We start from the raw sequence: 23,214 nt of genomic DNA, 5'->3' as shown, positions 1-23,214 counted from the left end.
ATGGACCCGCTGCTGACGAAGCTGGTGGAGACGTATCCGGAGCTGGATGTTTGTCTCGGCGACATCGAGGCCGCCGCGGAGCTGTTGAAGGACAGCTACCGCGCCGGCGGGAAGCTGCTCCTCTGCGGCAACGGAGGGAGCGCGGCGGATTGCGAGCATATCGTCGGAGAGCTGATGAAGGGCTTCGAATCGAAGCGTCCGCTGCCCGAGGACGTGCGAAGGAAACTGCTGGCGGCGTCGCCCGAGCACGGCGCATATTTGGCCGATCGGCTGCAGGGGGCGCTGCCCGCCGTGTCCTTGGTCGGCCAGACGGCGCTCGCGACGGCGTTCGCCAACGACGTCGCCGCCGATTTGACGTTCGCGCAGCAGGTGCTGGGCTACGGCAAGCCCGGCGACGTCCTGCTCGGCATCAGCACGTCGGGTCATTCCCGGAGCGTGCTGCTCGCGCTGCATGCCGCCCGGGCGCTCGGGCTGAAGACGATCGGGCTCGCGGGCCGGACCGGCGGGGCGTTCGTCTCCGCATGCGACGTCGTCATCCGCGTGCCGCGGGACCGCACGCGGGAGGTGCAGGAACGGCATCTCCCGATCTACCATGCTTTATGCCTGATGCTGGAGGAGGAGTTTTTCGGATGAACGGGAAGCTGCTGGGCGGAGTCGATATCGGAGGCACGAAATGCGCCGTCGTCCTCGGAGAAGCGAGCGGGGGCGGCGTGCGCGTCGTCGGCAAACGAACGTATCCGACGCCCGCTTCTCCGGCGGACGCCGTCGCATCGTTCCTGCATCAGATGGACGGCTTGATGGCGGAGCACGGCGTCGCCCGGCTGGACGCGATCGGCGTCAGCTGCGGCAGCCCGCTCGATAGCCGCAGGGGATTGATTCTATCGCCGCCGAATTTGCCGCACTGGGACCGGATCGACGTCGCCGGCCCGCTGCGCGCTCGGTTCGGCGCGCCCGTCGGGCTGCAGAACGACGCGAACGCCTGCGCCCTCGCGGAGTGGCGGTGGGGGGCCGGCCGCGGCAGCCGCAACATGGCGTTCCTGACGTTCGGCACCGGCATGGGCGCCGGGCTCATTCTCGACGGGAAGCTGTACGTCGGGACGAACGATATGGCCGGCGAAGTCGGCCACGTTCGACTCGCCGAGGACGGCCCGGTCGGCTACGGCAAAGCGGGCTCGTTCGAAGGGTTCTGCAGCGGCGGCGGCATCGCGGCATTGGCGAAATCGCTTGCCGCGGAGCGGCTGGCCGCCGGAGATCCGCCCGCCTTCTGCCCGACGCCGGATCGGCTGGAGGCCGTTACCGCGAAGCTGGTCGGCGAAGCGGCGCAGGCGGGCGATCCGCTCGCGCTGGACATTTTCCGCCTCGTCGGCAAGCAGCTGGGGAGAGGGCTCGCCGTTCTCGTCGATATCTTAAACCCGGACACGATCGTCATCGGCAGCATCTACGGACGGCAGCGGGAGCTGCTCGAGCCGGTTGCGTTGGCGACGCTCGCGGAGGAAGCGCTTCCGATTTCCGCGGCGTCCTGCCGCGTCGTGCCGGCGGCGCTCGGGGAAGCCGTCGGGGATGTGGCCGCGCTGTCCGTGGCGATGAACGAGCTGCAGCCGCGCTGAAGCGCATCGCCGATAAGGAATAGGGGGCTCGATCATGTGGTTTACGGAGGAGAAGCTTAGGAAACATCTCGACGACATCCGCGGCACCGTGCATCGGGAGAAGCGGGACATCCGCGCGTTCCGCTATCTCGAAGGGGATTTCGAAGCGCTGCAGCGGCTCGAAGGCGCGCACGCGCCGGAATTCGACGACGGCGATTGGGCGGCGTTCGAGGTCGGCGGCGAGTGGGGCGGCTACGACCGGACGGCTTGGTTTCGGACCGAAGTGACCGTTCCGGAGGAATGGCGGGAAGGAAAGAAGCTCGCGCTGCGGTTTTTGGTCGGTCCGCGGGACGGCGGCGGCTCGACCGCGGAGGCGCTCTTGTACGTGAACGGCGAAGCGATGCAGGGGATCGACGTGTGGCACGAGGAAGCGTGGCTGCCTCCGGACGTCGTCCGCTCGGGCGCGTTCCATATCGCTCTGAAAGCTTGGAGCGGGGTACTGCGCGTGCCGGACCGCCGCCGGTTCAAGCTGGCGCAGCTCGTCGTCGTCGACGAGTGCGCGGAGCGGCTGTACTTTTTAGGCGATACGATGTTGAAGGCCGCGGTCGAGCTGCCGGAAACCGATCTCCGGCGAACGAAGCTGCTGAAGCTGCTGAACGAAGCGGCGCTGCGCGTCGATTGGATCCGGCTCGGCACGGAGGCGTATTACGATTCGGTTCGGGAAGCGTGGGAGACGCTGTCCGCCTCGTTCGCGGAGCTCGAAGCGGCTGAGGAGATCAAGCCGAAGGTGATCGGCTTCGGCCACTCGCACATCGACATGGCGTGGCTGTGGCGGCTCGCCCATTCGCGGGAGAAGGCGTCCCGCACGTTTGCGACCGTCCTCCATCTCATGCGGCAGTATCCCGAGTACCGGTTTTTGCATACGTCGCCGCAGCTGTACAAATTTTTGAAGCAAGATTATCCGGACATTTACCGCGAGGTGAAAGCGAAGATCGCCTCCGGCGAATGGGAGATCGCGGGGGGCATGTGGGTCGAACCGGATACGAACGTGCCGAACGGGGAGTCGCTCATCCGGCAGGTGTTGTTCGGCAAGCGGTTCATCGAACGGGAATTCGGGCGGAAGACGAACGTCGTGTTTTTGCCGGACGTTTTCGGGTACAGCTGGGCGCTGCCGCAAATTATTCGGGGCAGCGGCATCGACTTTTTCATGACGAGCAAAATCAGCTGGAGCCAATACAACCGGTTCCCGTACGACACGTTCCTATGGCGCGGCGCCGACGGCACGGAAATCCTGACCCACTTCATCACGACGCCGGAGGTCGGCAGCAAGCCGTATACGTATAACGGCATCGCAGACCCTTACCAAGTGAAGGGCACGTGGGATCAGTATAAGCAGAAGGACATCAACGACGAGCTGATCCTGGCGTTCGGTTGGGGCGACGGCGGAGGCGGACCGACGAAGGAGATGCTCGAAGCGGCGCGGGCGATGAAAAACATGCCGGGCCTGCCGCGGTTCGAGCTGGGCAAGCTGGAGCCTTACTTGGAGCGGCTCGCCGCGCGGGTCGATCCGGCGAAGCTGCCGGTCTGGGACGGCGAGCTGTACCTCGAATACCACCGCGGCACGTATACGTCGCAGGCGTTCATCAAACGGGCGAACCGGCTGGCCGAAACGCTGTTTCATAACGCGGAATGGGCTTCGCTGTACGCGGATTGGCTGCTGGGCGCTTCGAATTATCCGCAGGCCGAGCTGAACGAAGGCTGGGAGAAGCTCTTGCTGAACCAATTTCACGACATTCTGCCGGGGTCGTCCATTCGGCAGGTGTACGACGACGCGCGCGAGGATTTCCGCGAAATCGAGCGGATCGGCCGCGGCGCGCTGGACGCGGCGCTGCGTTCGATCGCGGACCGGGTACGGTTACCGGCGGCCGGCGTCGTCGTCTTCAACTCGCTCTCGCGGCCGCGCGGCGGGCTGATCGAGCTGCCTTGGCGGAGCGAGCTGGACGGCTTGGCGCTCGAGGAGTCCGGGCTCGCCCAGACGGTCGAAGAGCGGGGAGAACGGCGGCTGCTACTGGCGGCGCCCGAGGTGCCGTCGCTCGGCTACAGAGCGTTGGCGTTCGTTCCTCGGGCCGCGGCGCCGGCCGGCGCGATGACGATTACGCCCGAGCTCGTCGAAACCGCGTTGTACCGCATCCGATTCGACGAGCGCGGGCACATCGTCTCGCTGTACGACAAGCGGCACGGACGGGAAGCGCTGCAGCCGGGGAAACGCGGCAACGTGCTGCAGGCGTTCGAGGATCGCCCGATGAAGTTCGACGCTTGGGACATCGACTTGTATTACCAGGAGAAGCTGTCCGAGGCGGACGAACTGATCGAAGCCGCCGTCGAAGAGGAGGGGCCGCTGCGCGGCGTCCTGCGTCTCGTCTGGCGGTTCCATCGCTCGACGATTACGCAGCGCGTCACGGTATACGCTCATTCGCCGCGGATCGATTTCCGGACGGAGGTCGATTGGCAGGAAAAGCAGGTGCTGCTGAAGGCGGCGTTCCCGATTCACGTGCGCGCGAACAAGGCGACTTACGACATCCAATTCGGCAGCATCGAGCGGCCGACCCATTGGAACACGAGCTGGGATTACGCGAAGTTCGAGGTGTGCGCGCAGAAATGGGCGGATTTGTCGGAGGGCAATTACGGCGTCGCGCTGCTTAACGATTGCAAATACGGGTATGACGCGAAGGATAATACGCTGCGGCTGACGCTGATCAAGTCGCCCGTCGAGCCGGACGAGACGGCCGACCGGGGGCGGCACGAGTTTACGTACGCGCTGCTGCCGCACGCCGGCGGCTGGCGGGAAGGGCGCGTCGTCGAGGAGGCGTACGATTTGAACGTGCCGCTGCTCGCGGCGGAGCGGACGGCGCGGCCGGACGGCGAGCTTCCCGGCTGCGGCGGCTTCGCGTCGCTCTCCTGCGATCACGCCATGGTCGAAACGGTGAAGAAAGCCGAGGACGACGACGCTTGCATCGTTCGCGTGTACGAGTATAAGCAGTGCCGCGCGGACGGCATCCGGCTCGCCTTCGGCCGCCCGATTCGCCGGGCGGCGCTCTGCAACTTGGTCGAGGAAGGAGAAGCGCCGGTTGCCGTATCGGGCGGGGAGCTCGAGTTTTCGCTACGCCCGTTCGAGATCAAGACGTTCAAGATTTGGTTTTGAGTTCCGCCTGGTTTGAAATGGATCAGGTTTTGTAGGGAAGTAGGGACGTGTAAAGGGGAGGGCGGCTGTATGTTTTCGGTACGCGAACAAGATCAAGGGTTCGATCTTCTATTCGACGGCGCTCCGGTGCTGGAGAAGGTGGAGCTCGCGGCGGCGCGGAGCGACGGCGCGAACGTCCCGCTGCGGCTGCGGGACGTCCGGCTCGGCGCGGGCGGACGCGCCGGGCGGCTCGACGCGGAGGCGCGCGCGACGCTGGCGTTCTCGAGCGGCGGCGATGGGAACGGCGCCGTCGCGGCGGAGCTGGACGTCGTCTCGGCGGGCGCGCACGCGGCCGTATTTGTGCGCGCCCTTGTCGAGAACAAGGAGCTGTTCCGCGACCGTCTGCATTTCGCGCCGTTCGAGGCGCTCGCCGTCCGGGTCGGCGGCGTCCCGGGACTAGAGGCGCTGATGGCGAACTACCAGCATAAAGATTGGTGGACGCGCCCGTTCTTCGAGCCGGACGTGCGCAAGCTGCCGCCGAAGACGCTGTCGCTGCTGTGGCGGACGACCGACCGTTACGCGCATGTGCTGCCCGTTACGGACAAAGCGTATCGGGCCGATCTTCGAGGCGGGGAGCGCGGTCTCGAAGTGCGGATCGCCTCCTATCGGGGCGGCCTTAGCGAATGCCGGACGCTCGCGTTCGTCCTGGGCGTCGGAGCCGACCCGTATCGGCTCGCGGCAGACGGCGCCGAGACGGCGCTTCGCGCGCTCGATGCGGAGACGAGGCCGAGGGCGGAGAAGCGATATCCGGAGGCGTTCGACTATTTGGGCTGGTGCAGCTGGGACGCGTTCTATCATGCGGTCGACGCGGAGGGGCTGCTGCGGAAGACGAAGGAGCTGCACGAGCTCGGGGTGCCGGTCCGATGGGCGATGATCGACGACGGCTGGTCCGAGACGCGGGAGAAGCGGCTTGCCTCGTACGACGCGGACAAGCGCAAATTTCCGGAGGGGCTCGCGCCCGTCATACGGCGGATGAAGCGGGAGCACGGCATCCGCTGGGTCGGGGTATGGCATACGATTGCCGGGTATTGGGGCGGCGTCGATCCGGAGGGGGAGCTGTTCGCCCGCAATCGTCAATATTTGTACGAAACGGGCGGCGGCGCATGGGTGCCCGCGCCGTCCGCGGCGGCCGCGTTCGGGTTCTGGAACGATTGGCACGGTTATTTAAAGCGGCAGGGCGTCGATTTCGTCAAGGTGGACAGCCAAAGCGCGATCGCCAACTTCTTCTCCGAGTTCGAGCCGATCGGGCGGGCCGCCGAGGCGGCGCACGCGGCGCTGGAGGCGTCCGTCGGGCTGCATTTCGACGGCTGCGTCATCAACTGCATGGGCATGGCTTCCGAAAATATATGGCATCGTCCGGCGTCGGCCGTCTCCCGCAGCAGCGACGATTTCGTGCCGGAGGCGGAGTTCGGGTTTGCGGAGCATGCGCTCCAAAACGCCTACAACTCGTTCTTCCACGGCACGCTCTACTGGGGCGATTGGGACATGTTCTGGACCGATCATCGCGACGATCGAAGGCATATGGCGCTGCGCGCCGTCAGCGGCGGCCCGATTTACATCAGCGACAAGCCGGGGCGCACGAAGCCGGAGCTGCTGCGGCCGCTCGTCTACCGGGACGGGCGGATCATCCGGTGCGACCTGCCGGGGCAGCCGACCGAAGACTGCTTGACGGTCGATCCGATATCGTCGAAGGCGCCGCTGAAGATTTGGAACCGCGCCGGCCGCGCGGGCGTGCTGGCCGCCTTCCACCTGCGCCGCGACGCCGAGGCCGTCGCAGGCAGCATCGGACCGTCGGATATTCCGGGTCTTGCGGGGGAGGCGTTCCTCGTTTATGACCACAACGAAGGACGGGCGTTCCGCCTGCGCAAAGACGAACGGCGGGAGATCGCGCTTCCGCCGAATGGCGCGAACGTGTACGTCATCGTGCCGGAGGACGCGAGCGGCATGACGCCGATCGGCCTGATCGACAAGCTGGCCGCATCCGCCGCGGTGACATCGTTCCATGCGGAGGAAGATCGGGCCTTCGTCCGGCTGGTCGAGGGCGGCCGCTTCGCCTTCGCCTCGGCAAGGGAGCCGGCGTCCGTCCGGGCGAACGGGCGTCCCGCGGCCGCGGAGCCGTGGAACGGAGAGGCGCGCGGCTACATCGTCGACTGCGGGGATCTAGCGGGGCCCGTCGCGATCGATATCGCGTTCGGCGGCGAATGAGCGATGCAGCCGATGCAGAGCCCCTTGCCCGCGTCTCGGACGCGGCGAGGGGCTTTGCAGCGAGTGACGGGACGCGCAGCGGGCGTGCGGCGGGCGAACGGCGGTACCGTCGACCAGGCGATTCGAGCGTTCGCGGGCAAACCCGGCGCGACTCGGGGGCTTCGGGTGAATAATTTTGTGGGGGAGTTGCCGATGAATTCGCTCTTCATTCATAATGTCCGCCTGTTTACGGGCGGGGAGCCGGTCGAAGGCGGCCTGCTCGTTCGAGACGGGAAAATCGCAGCCGTCGGCGATATCGACGGCGCGGACGCCGAAGCGTCGATCGACGGGCACGGCGGATGGCTGCTGCCCGGCATGATCGATGTCCACATCCACGGCGCCGACGGGTACGACCTGATGGACGGCACCGCGCGAAGCGTCGAAGCGGTGTCGCTCGCCTGCGCCCGGACGGGCTGCACCTCCTTCCTCGCGACGTCCGTCTCCTCCTCGCTGGAGGATTTGTACGCCATGATCTCCGGCGTGGCCGCGGCGGCCGGGCGCGAGAGCGGCGCGCGAATCGCCGGCATCCATATCGAAGGGCCGTACTTGAACGCGAAGCGGAAAGGGATGCAGAACGAAAAATATTTGCGCAACCCCGACATCTCGGAGATGGAGGCGATTTTGCGGCGCGCGGGCTCGCTCGTCCGCATGGTGACGCTCGCCCCGGAGCTGCCCGGGGGCATGGAGATGATCGCTTTCCTGAAGGAACGGGGCGTGATCGCGGCCGTGGCGCACTCGGACGCTACATACGAAGAGGCGCTGCTGGCGTTCCGGGGCGGCGCGAGCCATGTGACGCACTGCTGCAACGGGATGCGTCCGATCCACCACCGCGACCCCGGTTTGGTGCTCGCCGCGTTCGAGATGCCGCACGTAAGCGTGCAGGCGATCGTGGACGACGTCCATCTGCATCCGGCGATGGTCCGCCTCCTGTATCGGGAGAAGGGAGCGGACAAGATGGTGCTGATTACGGACGCGCTGCAGGCGATGGGGCTGGGAGACGGCACGTATGTCTTCGGGGGTCACGAGGTGACCGTTGCGCACGGCGTCGCCACGCTCTCGGACGGCACGCTCGCTTCGAGCACGGTGACGATGAACGAGGCGCTGGCGAAGGCGGTTCGCGCGGGCATTCCTCTGCCCGACGCCGTCGCCATGGCGACGCGAACGCCGGCCGATTTGCTCGGCCTGCCGAACAAGGGGCGGATCGAGCCGGGGGCGGATGCCGACCTTGTGCTCATGAGCGAATCGTTCGAAGCGCTGCGAACGTTCGTGAACGGCAGGCAGGTGTTCCCTTGCTAGAAACCGGCTTCGCGGCGGCGAGCTTCGGCGCTGTAGCGAAATCGAAAACTCCGCATAAAGTGAGGGGGGCGGACGGAAATGTTAAGATTTTCGGCGGGCGGTCATTTTCCGAAAAAAAGTATTGCAATTCCATACGAATGATGTTACTTTTAACATCGTTGAAAAATTAATAGGAACCAGGATTCACTCAGGACATGGATTATCGCGAGATTGATCCCCTAAAGCAGTGAATGACGTAGGTCCTAGCGGATGAAATTTGGTTACACATTTTATTCCTAGGAAGGGGGAACCCGAAAGATGGAATACTCTACTTTCGGTAGACATGTTGCCGTTGACGCTTGGGGCGTAGACTTCGAGAAGTTGAACAGCGCGGAATGGTTGCAATCCCAGCTGGTTGAAGCGGCAGAAGCGAGCGGCGCTTGCGTGTTGTCCGTTCAATCCAAACAGTTCGAACCTCAAGGCGCGACGGTGCTTGTGCTCTTGTCCGAGAGCCACCTCTCGATCCATACGTATCCTGAGAAAGGATTCGCCGCTATCGACTGCTACACGTGCGGCGAGACGGTCGATCCGCAAGTCGCGATCGATTACCTGGTCGAAGTGCTGCAGCCGGAGACGACGCATGCGAAGAAATTGATCCGCGGCATCGGCGAGCTCCAAGTGGTGGAGCCGGAGATGAAGACGACGGTCGGCGCGGCGAAATAACAACCGAAGACGATGAAACGAAGGCCATGGAACCGAGTGTTCCATGGTCATTTATTTTCTATGCCCCCCATAGGATGTACTTAACGACTTGTACCGAGGGGGAGGAAGCGATGCGGAAAGGGCCGAAGGCCGTGCTGTGGGCGGTCGTGCTGGCGCTGGCGGCCGCGACGGTCATCCAATGGGCCGGCGCGTTCGGCGGGGAGGAGCCGGCCGCGGACGCGAAGCGGATGCTGTACGAAGCGTCCTTGTTCCAAGTCGAGCTGATGAGCGGATATACCGGCGAGGCGGCCAGGGCCGCGTCGACCGGCGACTTGAACGGGCTGAAGCAGGCGGCCTACTCCGCCGATTACACCCATGCAAGGCTGGCGAAGGCGCTTGGCGGCCGCGTGCCGGAGCTGCGTTCGGCGTCGGCGCTGATGGAGCTGATCATTCGGCTGCAGATCGGCGGAGAGCGGCCGCTGAAGCCGGAGGAGGCGGAAGCGCTGGCCGAGGCGGCGCCGTACTTCGCCGAGCTGCATGACGCGTATGCGGCGCTGATGGACGAAGGCGGCGCCGTGAACGCGGGGGCCGCCGAACGGCTGCGTCAAGCGGACAAGGAAATCGCCGATCGGCTCGGCCGGGAGAATAGGTGAGTATTGGTATTTCCGCGCGCCGTTTCGGGAAAACTACTTTCAAGATTTCGTCATTTTTGCATGGAGCGAACGATGTCGAATTGTGATATAATGCATTGTATGATATTCTAGATTAGAATTATTTTAAAGAAGGTGGTGAACTCGATGCACATCGTCGCGATCGGACTGAATTACCGCACGGCGCCCGTGGAAGTACGGGAGCGGTTCGCGGTTGCGCAGGAACGCCTGGCGCAAGCGCTGCGGGAGATGAAATCCTGGAAGAGCATCCTCGAATGTGTCATCGTAGCCACCTGCAATCGAACGGAACTGTACGCGGTCGTCGACCGCGACAACCGGTGCCCGAAGCACGTCCGCGATTTCATGGAGGCGTGGTTCGGGGTATCCAAGGATACCTTCTCGCCTTACTTATATACGTACGAAGACGACGAAGCGAAGCGCCACCTGTTCCGGGTCGCTTGCGGGCTGGATTCGATGGTGCTTGGCGAAACGCAAATTCTCGGTCAAGTGCGCGACGCGTTCTTGCTCGCGCAGCAGGAGCGGACGACCGGCACGATTTTCAACAAGCTGTTCCTGCAGGCGATTACGGTCGCGAAACGCGCGCATTCGGATTACGGCATCGGGGAGAACGCCGTATCGGTGTCCTACGCCGCGATCGAGCTCGGCAAGCGCATCTTCGGCTCCTACCGCAGCAAGCGGGTATTGATCGTCGGCGCGGGCAAAATGAGCGAGCTGACCGTGAAGCATTTGCACGCGAACGGCGCGGAGCGCATTGCGGTGACGAACCGGACGCTGGAGCGGGCGGAGGAGCTGGCGTCGAAATTCGGCGGCCGCGCGTATCCGTTCGACCGGCTGCCGGCGCTGCTCGCCGAAGCGGACGTCGTCATTTCGTCGACGGGATCAAGTCAAGCGATTCTAACGCGGAGCGACGTGGAAGCGGCCATGAAGGATCGGCCGTCCCGCCCGATGTTCATGATCGACATCGCCGTGCCGCGCGACCTCGACCCGGACATTCATGCCGTGCAGAACGTGTACTTATACGATATCGACGACTTGGAGGGCATCGTGGAAGCGAATCTCGAGCACCGCAAGCAGCAGTCGATTCAAATCGAAGCGATGATCGAGGACGAGCTCGCCGCGTTCGATCAATGGTACCGTTCGCTCGGCGTCGGCCCGGTCATCGGGGCGCTGCAGGAGAAGGCGGCGAGCATCCATCGCGAAACGATGGACAGCCTTCGCAACAAGCTGCCCGATCTCTCCGAGCGGGAGCTCAAGATCATTCATAAGCTGACGAAGAGCATGATGAACCAAATGATGCACGATCCGATTCAGCGCGTGAAGGAGATGGCGCCGGAGCGGCGCGGCGACGAGGCGCTCGAATATTTCACGAAGCTGTTCGCGCTCGAAGAACAGCTGAAGCCTTCGGCCAAGCCGCAGGCGAAGCCGGAGCCGGCCGAAGCGAGCGACGCGCGGCTTCCGCTGACCCAAGGAACCTACGCGCCCGCATAAGCGGCGAAACCGTCGCGGAGGTGCCGTATCTGAATGGTAACGAACTTTTGGTTATACGATAGCATTATTTATATATATGCCCTGAGCCTTCTGTTTTATTTCACGGACGCCGTTTCCCGAAACGTCGGCGCGAAGCGGATGGGCGAAGGGCTGCTTGTTTTTGTCTGGGTGCTCCAGACGTTGTTTTTTTTCGTTCGGATGTACGAACATCGCTACATACCCGTCTTTACGAAGTTCGAGACGATGTTCTTCTTCTCTTGGCTGCTGGTGACCGTGTCGCTGGCGGCGAGCCGCTTTTTCGCGCTGCAGTTCGTCGTGTTTTTCGTCAACGTGTTCGGCTTCGCGGTGCTCGTGCTCAATTTGCTCGCGAGTCCCGGGGTCGAGCCGGCGCGGTCGGAGGCGACCGCGGGGCTATTGTCGCTGCACGTGGCGCTCGCCATCTCCAGCTACGCCGCTTACGCGCTGTCCGCCGTGCTCTCCGGCTTCTATTTGTTTCTGCAGCATCGCTTGAAGCAGAAGCGATGGACCGACGCGCTGCGGCGCCTGCCAAGCCTCGAGACGCTGGAGCGGCACGCGCTCAACGCGGCGCTCGTCGGCACGCCGACGCTGCTGCTGTCGCTCGCGCTCGGCATCGTCTGGCTCGGCCTCCAAGGCGGGATGGGCGCGCTGCTGCACGACGCGAAGGTGTACGGCACAGCGGCGGTCTTGCTGCTGTACGGCTGGCAGTTTTTCCAAAAGTACCGGCGGCGTGCGGCCGGGCGCAAGCTGGCGATTTGGAACGTCGCGACGTTCCTGCTGCTGCTGCTGAATTTCGGCGTCACGAACGATTTTTCGAAGCTGCATCCGTGGATGTAGGCCGGGAAGGGGCGAAGCCGGGATGAATGAAACGCAGGGGCTGTACCCGATGATGGCGAGGCTCGACGGCAAAACGTGCGTCGTCGTCGGCGGCGGGCCGGTCGGCTGGCGGAAAGCGGCGGGGCTGCTCGCGTGCGGAGCGCGGACGATCGTCGTCGCCCCGCATGCGGTGCCGGCGCTCGCGGAGGCGGCGCGCGACGGCCGGCTCGTCTGGCATCGCCGCGCGTTCGCGCCGGGCGATCTTGCCGGCGCCGCGCTCGCCTTCGCGGCGACCGACGACGCGGCGACGAACGCGCTCGTGCGAGCGGAGGCGTCGCGCGAAGGCGTCTGGCTGAACGCGGCATACGAAGCGGGCGAAGGCGATTTCGTCGTGCCGTCCGCCGTGCGGCGCGGCAAGCTGCTGCTGGCGGCGACGACGAGCGGGGCGAGCCCGCTGCTCGCGCGCCGCATCGCGAGCGAGTGGGAGGAGACGTACGGCGCGGAATACGCGGCCTACGTCGAGCTGCTGGAGCGCCTGCGCCGCGCCGTGCAGGCGAGCGGCGCCGATCCCGGCAGGAAGGCGGCGGCGCTCGGGCGGCTGCTCGACGCGGGGGCGCTGGAGCGGCTGCGCGCGGGCGAATCGCCGGCCGCCGTCGAGGCGGACTGCCTGGCGCTCGCGGCGCGCTGGCTGCAGGGTGAAAACGGGAACAACCCTTAATGAATATACGGAAGGCAGGCAGGTCATGGCAGGCATACGGAAATGGATTGTAGGCTCGAGACAGAGCGCGTTGGCGCTGACCCAAACGAATCAAGTGCTCGAAGCGCTGAAGGCGCTCGGCGCGAAGCACGGCCTCCCCTGCGAGTTCGAGGTGCGGAAAATCGTCACGAAGGGCGACCGCATTCTGGACGTCACGCTGTCGAAGGTCGGCGGCAAGGGGCTGTTCGTGAAAGAAATCGAGCAAGCGATGTTCGATCGCGAGATCGACTTCGCCGTGCACAGCATGAAGGACATGCCGGCGGCGCTGCCGGACGGCCTCGTCATCGGCTGCGTGCCGGAACGGGAGGACCCGCGGGACGCGCTCATCACGCGGAACGGCTGGACGCTGGACACGCTGCCCGAGGGCGCGCGCCTCGGCACGAGCAGCCTGCGGCGAAGCAGCCAGATGATGGCGAAGCGGCCGGATCTCGTCGTCGAGCCGCTGCGCGGCAACATCGATTCCCGCCTGAAACGGCTCGAGAGCGGCGACTTCGACGCGATTCTGCTCGCCTCGGCGGGCCTTCGCCGCATGGGCTGGGAGGAGAAGATCACGGAGGCGGTGCCGGCCGACGTCGTCATCCCGGCCGTCGGGCAAGGAGCGCTCGCGCTCGAGTGCCGCGAGGGCGACGACGAGCTGCTGGCGCTGCTGAAGCTGTACCATCACGAGCGGACGGCGGCGGCGGTCGCCGCGGAGCGAGCGTTCCTCGCGACGCTGAACGGCGGCTGCCAGGTGCCGATCGGCGCGTACGCGACGCTGGATGAAGCGGGCGTCGTCGTGACGCTGACCGGCTTCGTCGGTTCGCCGGACGGGGCGCAGCTGCTGCGCGAGACGGCGAGCGGGGAAGATCCGGCGGCGCTCGGGCGGCGTCTCGGGGAAGCGCTGCTCGCGCGGGGAGCGGAGCGAATTTTGGCCGAAGCCAAAGGGGAGTGAAGCGGTGAGCGGAGAGAGGACGAGAGAGAGCGCAGGCAAGGTGTTTTTGGTCGGCGCGGGACCGGGGGACCCGAAGCTGATTACGGTGCGGGGGCTGGAAGCGATTCGGAAGGCGGACGTCGTCGTGTACGACCGGCTCGCGAGTCCGCGGCTGCTGCGCCATATGAAGCCGGGCGCGGAGAAGGTGTTCGTCGGCAAACTGCCGGACAAGCATATGCTGAAGCAGGAAGAGATCAACCAGCTGCTGGTCGATCTGGCGTCGTCCGGCCGCGTCGTCACCCGCCTCAAGGGCGGCGATCCGGCGGTGTTCGGCCGCGTCGGGGAAGAGGCCGAGAAGCTGGCGGAGAACGGCATCGAGTTCGAAATCGTGCCGGGCGTCACGTCCGCGATCGCAGTGCCGACGTACGCGGGCATTCCGGTGACGCACCGCGATTTTACGTCCTCGTTCTCGATCGTGACGGGGCACGAGTATCCGAATAAAACGTACGGCATGGTCGATTGGGATCATCTGGCGAAGGCGTCCGGCACGCTTGTCTTCTTGATGGGCGTCGCCAACATTGGCAACATCGCCGAAGCGCTCATTCGCGGCGGGAAAGATCCCGCCACTCCCGTCGCGCTCATCCGCTGGGGCACATGGATGGATCAGCGGACGCTCGTCGGCACGCTCGCGACGATCGTCGAGCAGGTCGCCGCGTCCGGATTTTCGTCGCCGGCGGTCATCATCGTCGGCGACGTCGTAAAGCTGCGCGACAAAATCAAATGGTTCGAGCGAAAGCCGCTGTTCGGCCTGCGCGTCCTCGTGACGCGCGCGCGGGATCAGGCGAGCGAGCTGGCGGAGCGGATTGAGGAGCTGGGCGGCGAAGCGGTCGAATGGCCGGTCATCCGCACCGCCGCGCTGCCGGGCGACCGGCTGGCCGACGGCAGCGAGCCGCTGCCGCCGGAGTCGTACGATTGGCTGTTGTTCACGAGCGCGAACGGCGTCCGCTGCTTCTTCGACGTATGCGCGGAACGGCGCATCGACGTGCGGCGGTTCGCCCGCGCCCGCATCGCCGCCGTCGGCCCGAAGACGGAGGAAGCGCTCCGCGCCCGGGGCCTCCTCGCGGAGACGGTGCCGTCCGTCTACCAAGGGGACGAGCTGGCCAAAGCGCTGGCGCCGCTCGTGAAGCCCGGCGAACGGGCGCTGCTGCCTCGCGCCCGCGTCGCCCGCGAGGCGCTGCCGGAGGGGCTGCGCGCCGCGGGCGTCGCCGTCGACGAGCTGCCGGTGTACGAAACGGTGCTATCCGATGAAGGCTCCGAAGAGGCGCTGGAGCTTCTGAACGCAGGCAAGCTGGGCGCCGTGACGTTCACCAGCTCGTCGACGGTGTCGAACTTGCTGGAGCTGCTGCGGCGCAGCGGCGTGGAACGGCCGATTGAAGCGCTCGCCGGTATCCCGGTGTTCTGCATCGGACCGGTGACGGCGTCGGCGGCTAGAGAAGCGGGCCTCGCGACGACGTACGAAGCGGAAAAGGCGACGATCGACGGCCTGCTCGAGGCGCTGATCGCTTACTCGATAACACGAAACGGAGGAGACGCGCGATGAGTTACGACCGCGTTAGACATAGAAGATTAAGGGGCAGCGCCGCGATTCGCGCGTTGGTCCGGGAGACGAGAGTGTCGCCCGAGCAGTTCATTTACCCGATGTTCGTCACGTCCGGAACGAACGTGAAGCACGAGATCCCGTCCATGCCAGGGGTATATCATATGTCGCTCGATTTGCTCGAGGCCGAGGCGGCGGAGCTGCGCGCGCTCGGCATTCGGGCCGTCCTGCTGTTCGGCGTGCCGGACGCGAAGGACGAAGTCGCCTCAAGCGCGTACGCCGAGGACGGCATCGTCCAGCAGGCGATTCGTAAGCTGAAGAGCGTCGATCCGGAGCTGCTCGTCGTGGCGGACACGTGCGTCTGCCAATACACGACCCACGGCCACTGCGGCATCGTCGAGCATCACCCGCATACGAACCGCGCCGAGATCGTGAACGATCCGTCGCTCGAGCTGCACGTGAAGACGGCGGTGTCCCAAGCGAAGGCGGGCGCCGACATCATCGCGCCGTCCAACATGATGGACGGCTTCGTGGCCGCCATCCGGAGCGGCCTCGACGAGAGCGGCCTCAGCCACGTGCCGATCATGTCGTACGCGGTGAAATACGCTTCGGCCTATTACGGACCGTTCCGGGACGCGGCCCATTCGGCGCCGCAATTCGGCGATCGCAAAACATACCAAATGGACCCGGCGAACGTGCGCGAAGCGATTCGCGAAGCCGAGTCCGACGTCGTCGAAGGCGCGGATTTCCTGATGGTGAAGCCGGCGCTCGCGTATCTCGACGTCATCCGCGCCGTTCGCGAGCAGTTCGAGCTGCCGCTCGTCGCGTACAACACGAGCGCCGAATACAGCATGGTGAAGGCCGCCGCGGCGAACGGCTGGATCGACGAGCGCGCGATCGTGCTCGAGACGTTGACGGGCATGAAGCGTGCCGGCGCCGACGTCATCATTACGTATCACGCCAAAGATGCCGCGAAATGGCTGAAGGAAGAGATCAGATGAGCGCATACAACGATTTGTTTTTAAGAGCCTGCCGCAAAGAAGACGTCGAACGGACGCCGGTTTGGTACATGCGCCAAGCCGGTCGGTACGACCCCGAATATCGGAAAATCAAAGAGAAATACAGCCTGCTCGAAATTTGCGCGCAGCCGGAGCTGGCGGCGGAAGTGACGCTCATGCCGGTGAAGAAGCTCGGCGTCGACGCGGCGATTTTGTACTCCGACATCATGAATCCGGTCGCCTCGATCGGCATCGACTTCGACATCGTCAAAAACATCGGCCCGGTCATCCACAACCCGGTGCGCACCCGCGCCGACGTGGAGGCGCTCCGTCCGATCGACGTCGAAGGCGATCTCGGGCACATTTTGGAGACGATCCGCATCCTCGACCGGGAGTTGAAGGTGCCGCTCATTACGTTCGCCGGCTCGCCGTTCACGATCGCGAGCTACCTCATCGAGGGGCGGCCGTCCAAGAGCTACATTTTAACGAAAACGATGATGTATTCGGAGCCCGACGTGTGGCACGCGCTCATGAACAAGCTCGGCGACATGGTCGTCGCGTACGTGCGCGCCCAATTCGCGAACGGCGCGAAGGCGGTGCAGCTGTTCGACAGCTGGGTCGGGGCGCTGGCGCCGCGCGATTTCAAGACGTACGTGCTGCCGGTCATCGAGCGGATTTTCCGCGAGCTGTCGGACATCCCGCACCCGAAAATTTACTTCCCCGGCGTCGCCTCGGGCGAGCTGCTGCCGCTGCTCGGCGGCGTGCAGGCGGACGTCATCGGCCTCGATTGGCGGGTGCCGATCGGCGAAGGACGGCGCCGGCTGGACAGCCGCTTCGCCGTGCAGGGCAATCTGGATCCTTACGTGCTGACGGCGCCGATGGAAACCATCGAGAAGCACGCCGCGGCGGTGCTCGACGAAGGGGCGGAAGCGCCGGGCCATATTTTCAACCTCGGCCACGGCTTGTTCCCGGAAGCGTCGCTCGACAAGCTGAAGGCGCTGACGGACTTCGTGCATCGGTATTCGGAGAAGCAAAGGAGCCGGTAATACATGAGTGAATCACGGAAATACGGCCCGGACGCGATCGGGGTGCTCGTCATGTCGTACGGCACGCCGGAGAGCCTCGACCAGGTCGAAGCGTATTACACGCATATTCGCCGCGGACGTCCGCCGACGAAGGAGCAGCTGGACGACCTGATCCGCCGCTACGATACAATCGTCGGCGGCTTCTTCCCGCTGCGCCGCAACACCGACTTGCAGGTGGCGGCGCTGCAGGAGACGTTGGATCGGACGTACCCGGACGCGAAATTCGTCTGCTATCAAGGGCAGAAGCACGCGTCGCCGTTCATCGAGGACGGCGTGCGGGCGATGGCCGCGGACGGCATTACGCGGGCGGTCGGCGTCGTGCTCGCGCCGCATTATTCGTCGATGAGCGTCGGCGGCTACATCAAGCGCGCGAAGGAAACCGCCGAAGAAGCGGGCGTGGCGATGGAGTTCGTCGAGAGCTACCATCTGCACCCGAAGTTCATCGAAGCGGTGGCGGACCGACTCGAGCGCGCGCTGAAGAAGTTCACCGAGGTCGACCCCGAAGAGGTGAAGGTGCTGTTCACGGCGCACAGCCTGCCGGAGCGCATTCTGCAGATGAACGACCCGTATCCGGAGCAGCTGCTCGCGTCGTCGCGGGCGGCGGCGGAACGCGCCGGCATCGAAAATTGGCAGTTCGCGTGGCAAAGCGCGGGGCAGACGAACGAACCGTGGCTCGGCCCGGACGTGCTTGAAGAGCTGGAGCGGCTGCACGCGGACGAAGGCGTCGATTACGCGCTCGTCTGCCCGATCGGGTTCGTGTCGGATCATCTCGAGGTGCTGTACGATCTCGACATCGAGGCGCAGGCGCTAGCGCGGAAGCTCGGCATGCACCTCGAGCGGACGGACATGCTGAACACCGAGCCGCTGTACATGGAGACGCTCGCCGACGTCGTCGGCGAGTCGGCGAAGCGGCTGGGAGCCGGACCGCGATGACGCACGCGAAGGAAGGCGCCGGGACGCCCCGCATTATCGTCATCGGCGGCGGCATTACGGGGCTGTCGGCGGCGTTCTACGCGCTGCGCCTCGCGACGCACCGCGGGCTCGCGCCGAAGGTGACGCTGCTCGAAGGAAGCGGCCGGCTCGGCGGCAAAGTGCAGACGATGCGCCGGGACGGCTTCGTCATCGAGCGCGGTCCGGATTCGTTCCTCGCGCGCAAGCGGCCGATTATCGATTTGTCCCGGGAGCTCGGCATCGAGGACGAGCTGACGACGCTCAACCCGGCGACGAAGAAGACATACATATTGCGCGGGGGTAAGCTGCACCGCATTCCGCCGGGGCTCGTGCTCGGCGTGCCGACGGAGTGGAAGCCGTTCGTGACGAGCCGGCTCATCTCGACGTCGGGCAAGCTGCGCGCCGCCCTCGATTGGGTGCTGCCCGCGAAGCAGAGCGACGCGGACGAATCGCTCGGCGGCTTCCTGCGCCGCCGCCTCGGCGATCAGGTCGTCGATTTCGTGGCGGAGCCGCTGCTCTCCGGCATTTACGCCGGAGACGCCGATCGGCTCAGCCTGATGGCGACGTTCCCGCAATTCCGCGCCGCCGAGCGCAAGTACCGGAGCCTGATGATCGGGCTCCGCCGCGGCGCCGGCGCGACGAGAGGCGGGGCGAGCGGAGAGGAGCATCTGCCGCCGCACGCGCGGGGCAGCGCGTTCCTCAGCTTCCGCCGGGGCCTCACGTCGTTGATCGAGCGGCTCGAGGATACGCTGCGGGCGGAGGGAGCCGTCCTCCGCACGGACGCGAGCGTCCGCACGGTGCGGCCGGGACCGAACGGCGGCGCCGTCGTCACCTTGGAGGACGGCGAATCGATGGAAGCGGACGCGGTCGTCGTCACCGCGCCGCCGCCGGCGCTGACGCGGCTGCTGCCGGACGTGAGCGAAGCGGCGCTGTTCGCCGATATGCCGTACGCGTCCGTCGCGAACGTCGTGCTCGGCTACCGCCGCGAGACGCTCCGCGTGCCGCTGGACGGGGCCGGCTTCGTCGTGCCGCGCACGGAGGGGCGCTTCATTACGGCGTGCACGTGGACGTCGTCCAAATGGCTGCACACGGCCCCGGAAGGACGCGTGCTCATCCGCTGCTACGTCGGCCGCATCGGCGACGAGCGGTGGCGGACGATGGACGACGAAGCGCTGCTCGCCGCCGTGAAACGCGACGTGGCCGAGCTCGTCGGCATCGACGCCGAGCCGGAATTCGCCGACGTGACGCGGCTCGAGCGGTCGATGCCGCAGTACGAGGTCGGCCACATGGACCGCGTGCGCGCGCTGCGGGAGGCGCTTATGCAAAAAGCTCCCGGCGTATTCGCGGCGGGAGCGGGGTTCGAAGGCGTCGGATTGCCGGATTGCATCCAGCAGGGCAAGCAGGCGGCGGAGCAGGCGGTCGCGTTCTTACGAGCCGCTCGGCCGTAGCCGGGACAAATCCATGGAGAAGCCGTGCGGGGTCGACTGCAGCACCTGGATGCGCTCCAGGTCGCGGATGACGTCCATCAGCACCGATTTGGACACGCCGGCCATCCGGGCCAGCTCGTCGTAATTGAGCGCGATGCGGATGTTGATCGTGTTGCCGCTGCGAATGCCGTTCTTGTTGGCGAAGACGATCAAGTTTTTGAGCACGCGGGTGCGCGCGTCGACGAACGTCAGGTCGTACACGTGCTCGTTCGTCTCCCGGAGGCGCCGGCACAACTCTTTCATAATCGCTAAAGACATATCGGGATATTGTTTCAACAGGTGGAGAAATTCCGTTCCGCGCAGCGTCAGGAACATGCTGTCCTCGAGCACCTGCGCGCTCGCCGAACGCGGCTTGCCGTCGATGAGGGACAGTTCCCCGAAGTTGTCGCCCGCTTGGAACACGGACAAAATTTTCTCTTCTCCGCCCGCATTGGACGTGAAAACTTTCACCGAGCCGGATACAATGATGTAGAACACGTCGCCCGGCTCCTTCTCGCGGAACAGCACCGTGCCGGCTTTGAAGCCTTTGCGCGCGCAAATGTTGGAAAGCCGCGTCAGGTGTTCTTCCGACAAATCCTTGAACAGCGGAACCGAATGCAGAAGAGATAACATGGGGAATGCTCCTCTTTTATCAAAAGTCGACTTTATTTTACCATAGGCGGATCACGAAAGGATAGGTGGAATTCGGCATGAGCGGACAAAACAGGGTCACGGACAAATCGCGGGCTGCGTTCGAGCGGGCGAAACGAATCATACCGGGCGGGGTCAATTCGCCGGTGAGGGCGTTCCGGTCGGTCGGCGGAGAGCCGTTCTTCGTCGATCGGGGCGAAGGATCGCGCATTTACGACATCGACGGCAACGCGTATATCGATTACGTCGGCTCTTGGGGGCCGCTCATTCTCGGACACGCCCATCCCGAGGTGCTCGCCGCCGTGAACGACGCGGCCGCGCGCGGGACGAGCTTCGGCGCGCCGACCGAACGCGAGACGGAGATGGCGGAGCTCGTCTGCGAGCGGATGCCTTCGGTCGAGGTGGTGCGGATGGTCAACTCCGGCACCGAAGCGACGATGAGCGCGCTCCGGCTCGCCCGCGGCTTCACGAACCGCCAGAAGATCGTCAAGTTCGAAGGCAGCTACCACGGCCACGCGGACGCGCTGCTCATTAAGGCGGGCTCCGGCGTCGCGACGCTCGGCTTGCCGGACAGCCCCGGCGTGCCGGCCGGCGTCGCGGAGCATACGATCACGGTGCCTTACAACGATCTCGAATCGCTGAAGCTCGCCTTCGAACGGTTCGGCGAGCAAATCGCGGCCGTCATCGTCGAGCCGATCGCCGGCAACATGGGCGTCGTGCCGCCGATTCCGGGCTTCCTGGAAGGGCTGCGCGAGGTGACGAACCAGTACGGAGCGCTGCTCATTTTCGACGAGGTCATGACCGGCTTCCGCGTCCATCTCCATTCCGCGCAAGGGCTGTACGGCGTGACGCCGGATCTCACCTGCATGGGCAAAGTGATCGGCGGGGGGCTTCCGGTCGGCGCATACGGCGGCCGCCGCGACATTATGGAGCATATCGCGCCGAGCGGACCGATTTACCAAGCGGGCACGCTGTCCGGCAACCCGCTCGCGATGGCGGCGGGCATCACGACGCTGCGGCTGCTCGGGCGGCCAGGCGTCTATGAGGAGCTTGAGCGCAAGTCGGCGAGGCTCGAGGAGGGGCTCGCGCGCAACGCCCGCGAATTCGGCATCCCGAGCACGATCAACCGGGTCGGCTCGATGGTGTGCCCGTTCTTCACGGACAAGCGGGTGGTCGACTACGCGACCGCGAAAACGTCGGATCTCGAGCGGTTCAACCGGGTGTTCGGCCGCCTGCTCGACCGCGGCGTCAGCATCGCGCCGTCGCAGTTCGAAGGGTTGTTCGTCTCGCTCGCGCATACGGACGAAGATATCGAATTGACGATCGAAGCGCATTACGAGGCGCTGAAGCTGGAATAGCAGGCCAGACGCAAAGCGCCCTCGGGATCTTCCCGAGGGCGCTTTGCGCTGCATGGATGCATTAATTCGAGGATAAAATTTCGCTCGCGTCTTCGCGGAACTGCTTCGCGGCTTCCTCGACCGTAATTTGGCCGAAATCGAGCTGCTCGATCGCCGTCGTCAGCGCCGCGAACACTTCGCCCGCGCCTTTCGGCTCCGGCGGATCCATCCGCGTGCTGTTCTGCTCGGCCCAAGCGACGTAGTCGAACACCTGCGCCTGCTGCGGGGTCAGCATCGGCTTGAGCGCTTCCTTCACCTTGCTCGAGCCGGGCACGCCGCGGTCGCCGAGAATCAGCTTGTTCGCTTCGACGTCGTTGACGAAGAAATCGATGAATTTGACCGCCTCCGCCTTATGCTCGGAATTTTCCGAGACGGAGAAATACATCCCCGGATTGAGGAACATGCCCTGCGACATGTTCGGCCCCGGCATGTGGAACATCGCGAGCTCCCGATTCGCGACCTGCTGCAGCCCGATAAACTGATTGGACCACTGCCAAATGCCGATCGCTTTCCCTTTCACCATCGGGTCGTCTTCGAGCCCTTTGACCTGCGCTCTCTGGTCCGGCGTCATGAGCGCGCCGTCGTGCACGAGTCCCGCTAGGCGGCCGAAGAAATCGATGAACAGGGCGTCGTCGTCGTAGCCGAGCGACGTGCCGTCCGCGCTGAACAGCGTCTTCCCGTGCGTGCGCAGGTAGTAGGAGAAGAACACCTCGGGGCGCATGCCGGTATCCATGTACAGCCCGGCCGCTTTCGCTTTGTTCGCGATCTCTACGTAGTCGTCCCACGTCCAGTTCGGGTCGATCGATTCGACGCCCGCCTTCTTCAAGAGCTCCGGATCGTATTGGAACGCGAGCGCGGTCACGCCGAGGCTCATGCCGTACAGCTTGTCCCCCAGCTTGCCTCCGTCTACGACCATCGGGCTGATGTCGTCGACGTTCAGCTCCTTGCCGAGGTGCGGCGTCAAATCCGCCAGCTGGTTTTGCTCTCCGTACTGCGCCAAATACGAAATGCTCATCTGCAAAATGTCCGGCAGCTCGCCTGCGGCGGCCTGCGGCGCGAGGCGCTTCCAATAATCGTCCCAGCTCGAGTATTCCTCCTCGATGTTGACGTGCGGGTTTTGCGCCTCGTACATTTCAATGATTTTGAGCGTGTAATCGTGTCTCGGCTGGCTTCCCCACCAGGAGATGCGGAGCGTGATCGGCTCCTGCGTCTCCGCCGCCGCGCCGCCGGCGCCGGTCGCGCCGGCCGCGTCGGAACCGCTGCCCTGCGTCCCGCCGCCCGCGCCCGCGGCGCATCCGGCCAGCGACGCGGATACCGCGATCGCGGCCAGCTTCGTTACCCATGCTTTCATTCGTTTGTCC

19 protein-coding genes are annotated in these 23,214 nt (G+C 65.1%); 17 read left to right on the top strand and 2 right to left on the bottom strand.

Features of this window, described 5'->3' with window-relative positions:
* The 16 genes from VE009_RS19540 to hemG all read left to right on the top strand — a co-directional run bounded on the left by VE009_RS19540 (window position 1) and on the right by hemG (window position 19,787).
* Window positions 1-633 carry an SIS domain-containing protein gene (locus VE009_RS19540; protein ID WP_325010516.1) on the top strand — a complete coding sequence of 211 codons (633 nt, stop codon included), beginning with the start codon at window positions 1-3 and terminating at the stop codon, window positions 631-633.
* Window positions 630-1,607, top strand: a complete 978-nt coding sequence (locus VE009_RS19535) for an ROK family protein (RefSeq protein WP_325010514.1) — start codon at window positions 630-632, stop codon at window positions 1,605-1,607. Before VE009_RS19540 ends, VE009_RS19535 begins: the two co-directional genes overlap by 4 nt.
* 34 nt (window positions 1,608-1,641) lie before the next feature.
* Window positions 1,642-4,788, top strand: a complete 3,147-nt coding sequence (locus VE009_RS19530; protein WP_325010513.1) for an alpha-mannosidase — start codon at window positions 1,642-1,644, stop codon at window positions 4,786-4,788.
* Between the two features lie 69 nt (window positions 4,789-4,857).
* Window positions 4,858-7,032: a Sip1-related alpha-galactosidase gene (locus VE009_RS19525; protein WP_325010511.1), complete on the top strand. Its 2,175-nt coding sequence runs from the start codon at window positions 4,858-4,860 to the stop codon at window positions 7,030-7,032.
* 192 nt (window positions 7,033-7,224) lie between these two features.
* Entirely contained in the window at window positions 7,225-8,367 is a 1,143-nt protein-coding gene (gene nagA / locus VE009_RS19520) for an N-acetylglucosamine-6-phosphate deacetylase (RefSeq protein WP_325010627.1), read from the top strand.
* Between the two features lie 297 nt (window positions 8,368-8,664).
* Complete coding sequence (gene speD, locus VE009_RS19515; protein WP_325010509.1) at window positions 8,665-9,069, top strand: adenosylmethionine decarboxylase; 405 nt, start codon at window positions 8,665-8,667, stop codon at window positions 9,067-9,069.
* 110 nt (window positions 9,070-9,179) lie between these two features.
* Window positions 9,180-9,701, top strand: a complete 522-nt coding sequence (locus VE009_RS19510; protein ID WP_325010507.1) for an S-adenosylmethionine decarboxylase — start codon at window positions 9,180-9,182, stop codon at window positions 9,699-9,701.
* 144 nt (window positions 9,702-9,845) lie between these two features.
* Window positions 9,846-11,207, top strand: coding sequence for a glutamyl-tRNA reductase (gene hemA, locus VE009_RS19505; protein ID WP_325010505.1), 1,362 nt, complete (start codon window positions 9,846-9,848; stop codon window positions 11,205-11,207).
* Window positions 11,208-11,240: 33 nt separating this feature from the next.
* Complete coding sequence (ccsA, locus tag VE009_RS19500; protein WP_325010503.1) at window positions 11,241-12,062, top strand: cytochrome c biogenesis protein CcsA; 822 nt, start codon at window positions 11,241-11,243, stop codon at window positions 12,060-12,062.
* Between the two features lie 22 nt (window positions 12,063-12,084).
* Window positions 12,085-12,759 (top strand): precorrin-2 dehydrogenase/sirohydrochlorin ferrochelatase family protein, encoded by a 675-nt coding sequence (locus tag VE009_RS19495; protein WP_325010501.1) that lies wholly within the window; start codon window positions 12,085-12,087, stop codon window positions 12,757-12,759.
* 34 nt (window positions 12,760-12,793) lie between these two features.
* Window positions 12,794-13,729, top strand: a complete 936-nt coding sequence (gene hemC / locus VE009_RS19490) for a hydroxymethylbilane synthase (RefSeq protein ID WP_325010624.1) — start codon at window positions 12,794-12,796, stop codon at window positions 13,727-13,729.
* Between the two features lie 4 nt (window positions 13,730-13,733).
* Entirely contained in the window at window positions 13,734-15,308 is a 1,575-nt protein-coding gene (cobA, locus tag VE009_RS19485; protein WP_325010499.1) for a uroporphyrinogen-III C-methyltransferase, read from the top strand.
* Complete coding sequence (hemB, locus tag VE009_RS19480; protein WP_325010497.1) at window positions 15,305-16,306, top strand: porphobilinogen synthase; 1,002 nt, start codon at window positions 15,305-15,307, stop codon at window positions 16,304-16,306. Before cobA ends, hemB begins: the two co-directional genes overlap by 4 nt.
* Window positions 16,303-17,349 carry a uroporphyrinogen decarboxylase gene (gene hemE / locus VE009_RS19475; RefSeq protein ID WP_325010495.1) on the top strand — a complete coding sequence of 349 codons (1,047 nt, stop codon included), beginning with the start codon at window positions 16,303-16,305 and terminating at the stop codon, window positions 17,347-17,349. Before hemB ends, hemE begins: the two co-directional genes overlap by 4 nt.
* A gap of 3 nt (window positions 17,350-17,352) precedes the next feature.
* Window positions 17,353-18,321 (top strand): ferrochelatase, encoded by a 969-nt coding sequence (hemH, locus tag VE009_RS19470; RefSeq protein WP_325010493.1) that lies wholly within the window; start codon window positions 17,353-17,355, stop codon window positions 18,319-18,321.
* Window positions 18,318-19,787 (top strand): protoporphyrinogen oxidase, encoded by a 1,470-nt coding sequence (gene hemG / locus VE009_RS19465; RefSeq protein ID WP_325010491.1) that lies wholly within the window; start codon window positions 18,318-18,320, stop codon window positions 19,785-19,787. The genes hemH and hemG overlap by 4 nt, the downstream gene beginning before the upstream one ends.
* Here hemG and VE009_RS19460 read toward each other — a convergent pair.
* Window positions 19,767-20,438 (bottom strand): Crp/Fnr family transcriptional regulator, encoded by a 672-nt coding sequence (locus VE009_RS19460; RefSeq protein WP_325010489.1) that lies wholly within the window; start codon window positions 20,436-20,438, stop codon window positions 19,767-19,769. The two genes, hemG and VE009_RS19460, sit on opposite strands and share 21 nt — an antisense overlap.
* Before the next feature lie 77 nt (window positions 20,439-20,515).
* Here VE009_RS19460 and hemL point away from each other — a divergent pair, with 77 nt between their 5' ends.
* Window positions 20,516-21,814, top strand: a complete 1,299-nt coding sequence (gene hemL, locus VE009_RS19455) for a glutamate-1-semialdehyde 2,1-aminomutase (RefSeq protein ID WP_325010487.1) — start codon at window positions 20,516-20,518, stop codon at window positions 21,812-21,814.
* Between the two features lie 61 nt (window positions 21,815-21,875).
* Here hemL and VE009_RS19450 read toward each other — a convergent pair whose 3' ends face one another.
* A complete protein-coding gene (locus VE009_RS19450) occupies window positions 21,876-23,204 on the bottom strand; it encodes a sugar ABC transporter substrate-binding protein (RefSeq protein ID WP_325010485.1) in 1,329 nt (442 codons plus the stop codon).
* Between the last annotated feature and the right edge of the window lie 10 nt (window positions 23,205-23,214).

Source organism: Paenibacillus sp. (genome assembly GCF_035645195.1).
Classification (GTDB): Bacteria; Bacillota; Bacilli; order Paenibacillales; family YIM-B00363; genus Paenibacillus_AE.
This window is presented reverse-complemented; position numbering and strand designations above follow the sequence as displayed.

Excerpts from the sequence above, each read along its gene's own strand:
- VE009_RS19540 (WP_325010516.1), top strand. The coding sequence starts at position 1 with ATGGACCCGCTGCTGACGAAGCTGGTGGAGACGTATCCGGAGCTGGAT.
- VE009_RS19535 (WP_325010514.1), top strand. The coding sequence starts at position 630 with ATGAACGGGAAGCTGCTGGGCGGAGTCGATATCGGAGGCACGAAATGC.
- VE009_RS19530 (WP_325010513.1), top strand. The coding sequence starts at position 1,642 with ATGTGGTTTACGGAGGAGAAGCTTAGGAAACATCTCGACGACATCCGC.
- VE009_RS19525 (WP_325010511.1), top strand. The coding sequence starts at position 4,858 with ATGTTTTCGGTACGCGAACAAGATCAAGGGTTCGATCTTCTATTCGAC.
- nagA (WP_325010627.1), top strand. The coding sequence starts at position 7,225 with ATGAATTCGCTCTTCATTCATAATGTCCGCCTGTTTACGGGCGGGGAG.
- speD (WP_325010509.1), top strand. The coding sequence starts at position 8,665 with ATGGAATACTCTACTTTCGGTAGACATGTTGCCGTTGACGCTTGGGGC.
- VE009_RS19510 (WP_325010507.1), top strand. The coding sequence starts at position 9,180 with ATGCGGAAAGGGCCGAAGGCCGTGCTGTGGGCGGTCGTGCTGGCGCTG.
- hemA (WP_325010505.1), top strand. The coding sequence starts at position 9,846 with ATGCACATCGTCGCGATCGGACTGAATTACCGCACGGCGCCCGTGGAA.
- ccsA (WP_325010503.1), top strand. The coding sequence starts at position 11,241 with ATGGTAACGAACTTTTGGTTATACGATAGCATTATTTATATATATGCC.
- VE009_RS19495 (WP_325010501.1), top strand. The coding sequence starts at position 12,085 with ATGAATGAAACGCAGGGGCTGTACCCGATGATGGCGAGGCTCGACGGC.
- hemB (WP_325010497.1), top strand. The coding sequence starts at position 15,305 with ATGAGTTACGACCGCGTTAGACATAGAAGATTAAGGGGCAGCGCCGCG.
- hemE (WP_325010495.1), top strand. The coding sequence starts at position 16,303 with ATGAGCGCATACAACGATTTGTTTTTAAGAGCCTGCCGCAAAGAAGAC.
- hemH (WP_325010493.1), top strand. The coding sequence starts at position 17,353 with ATGAGTGAATCACGGAAATACGGCCCGGACGCGATCGGGGTGCTCGTC.
- hemG (WP_325010491.1), top strand. The coding sequence starts at position 18,318 with ATGACGCACGCGAAGGAAGGCGCCGGGACGCCCCGCATTATCGTCATC.
- VE009_RS19460 (WP_325010489.1), bottom strand. The coding sequence starts at position 20,438 with ATGTTATCTCTTCTGCATTCGGTTCCGCTGTTCAAGGATTTGTCGGAA.
- hemL (WP_325010487.1), top strand. The coding sequence starts at position 20,516 with ATGAGCGGACAAAACAGGGTCACGGACAAATCGCGGGCTGCGTTCGAG.
- VE009_RS19450 (WP_325010485.1), bottom strand. The coding sequence starts at position 23,204 with ATGAAAGCATGGGTAACGAAGCTGGCCGCGATCGCGGTATCCGCGTCG.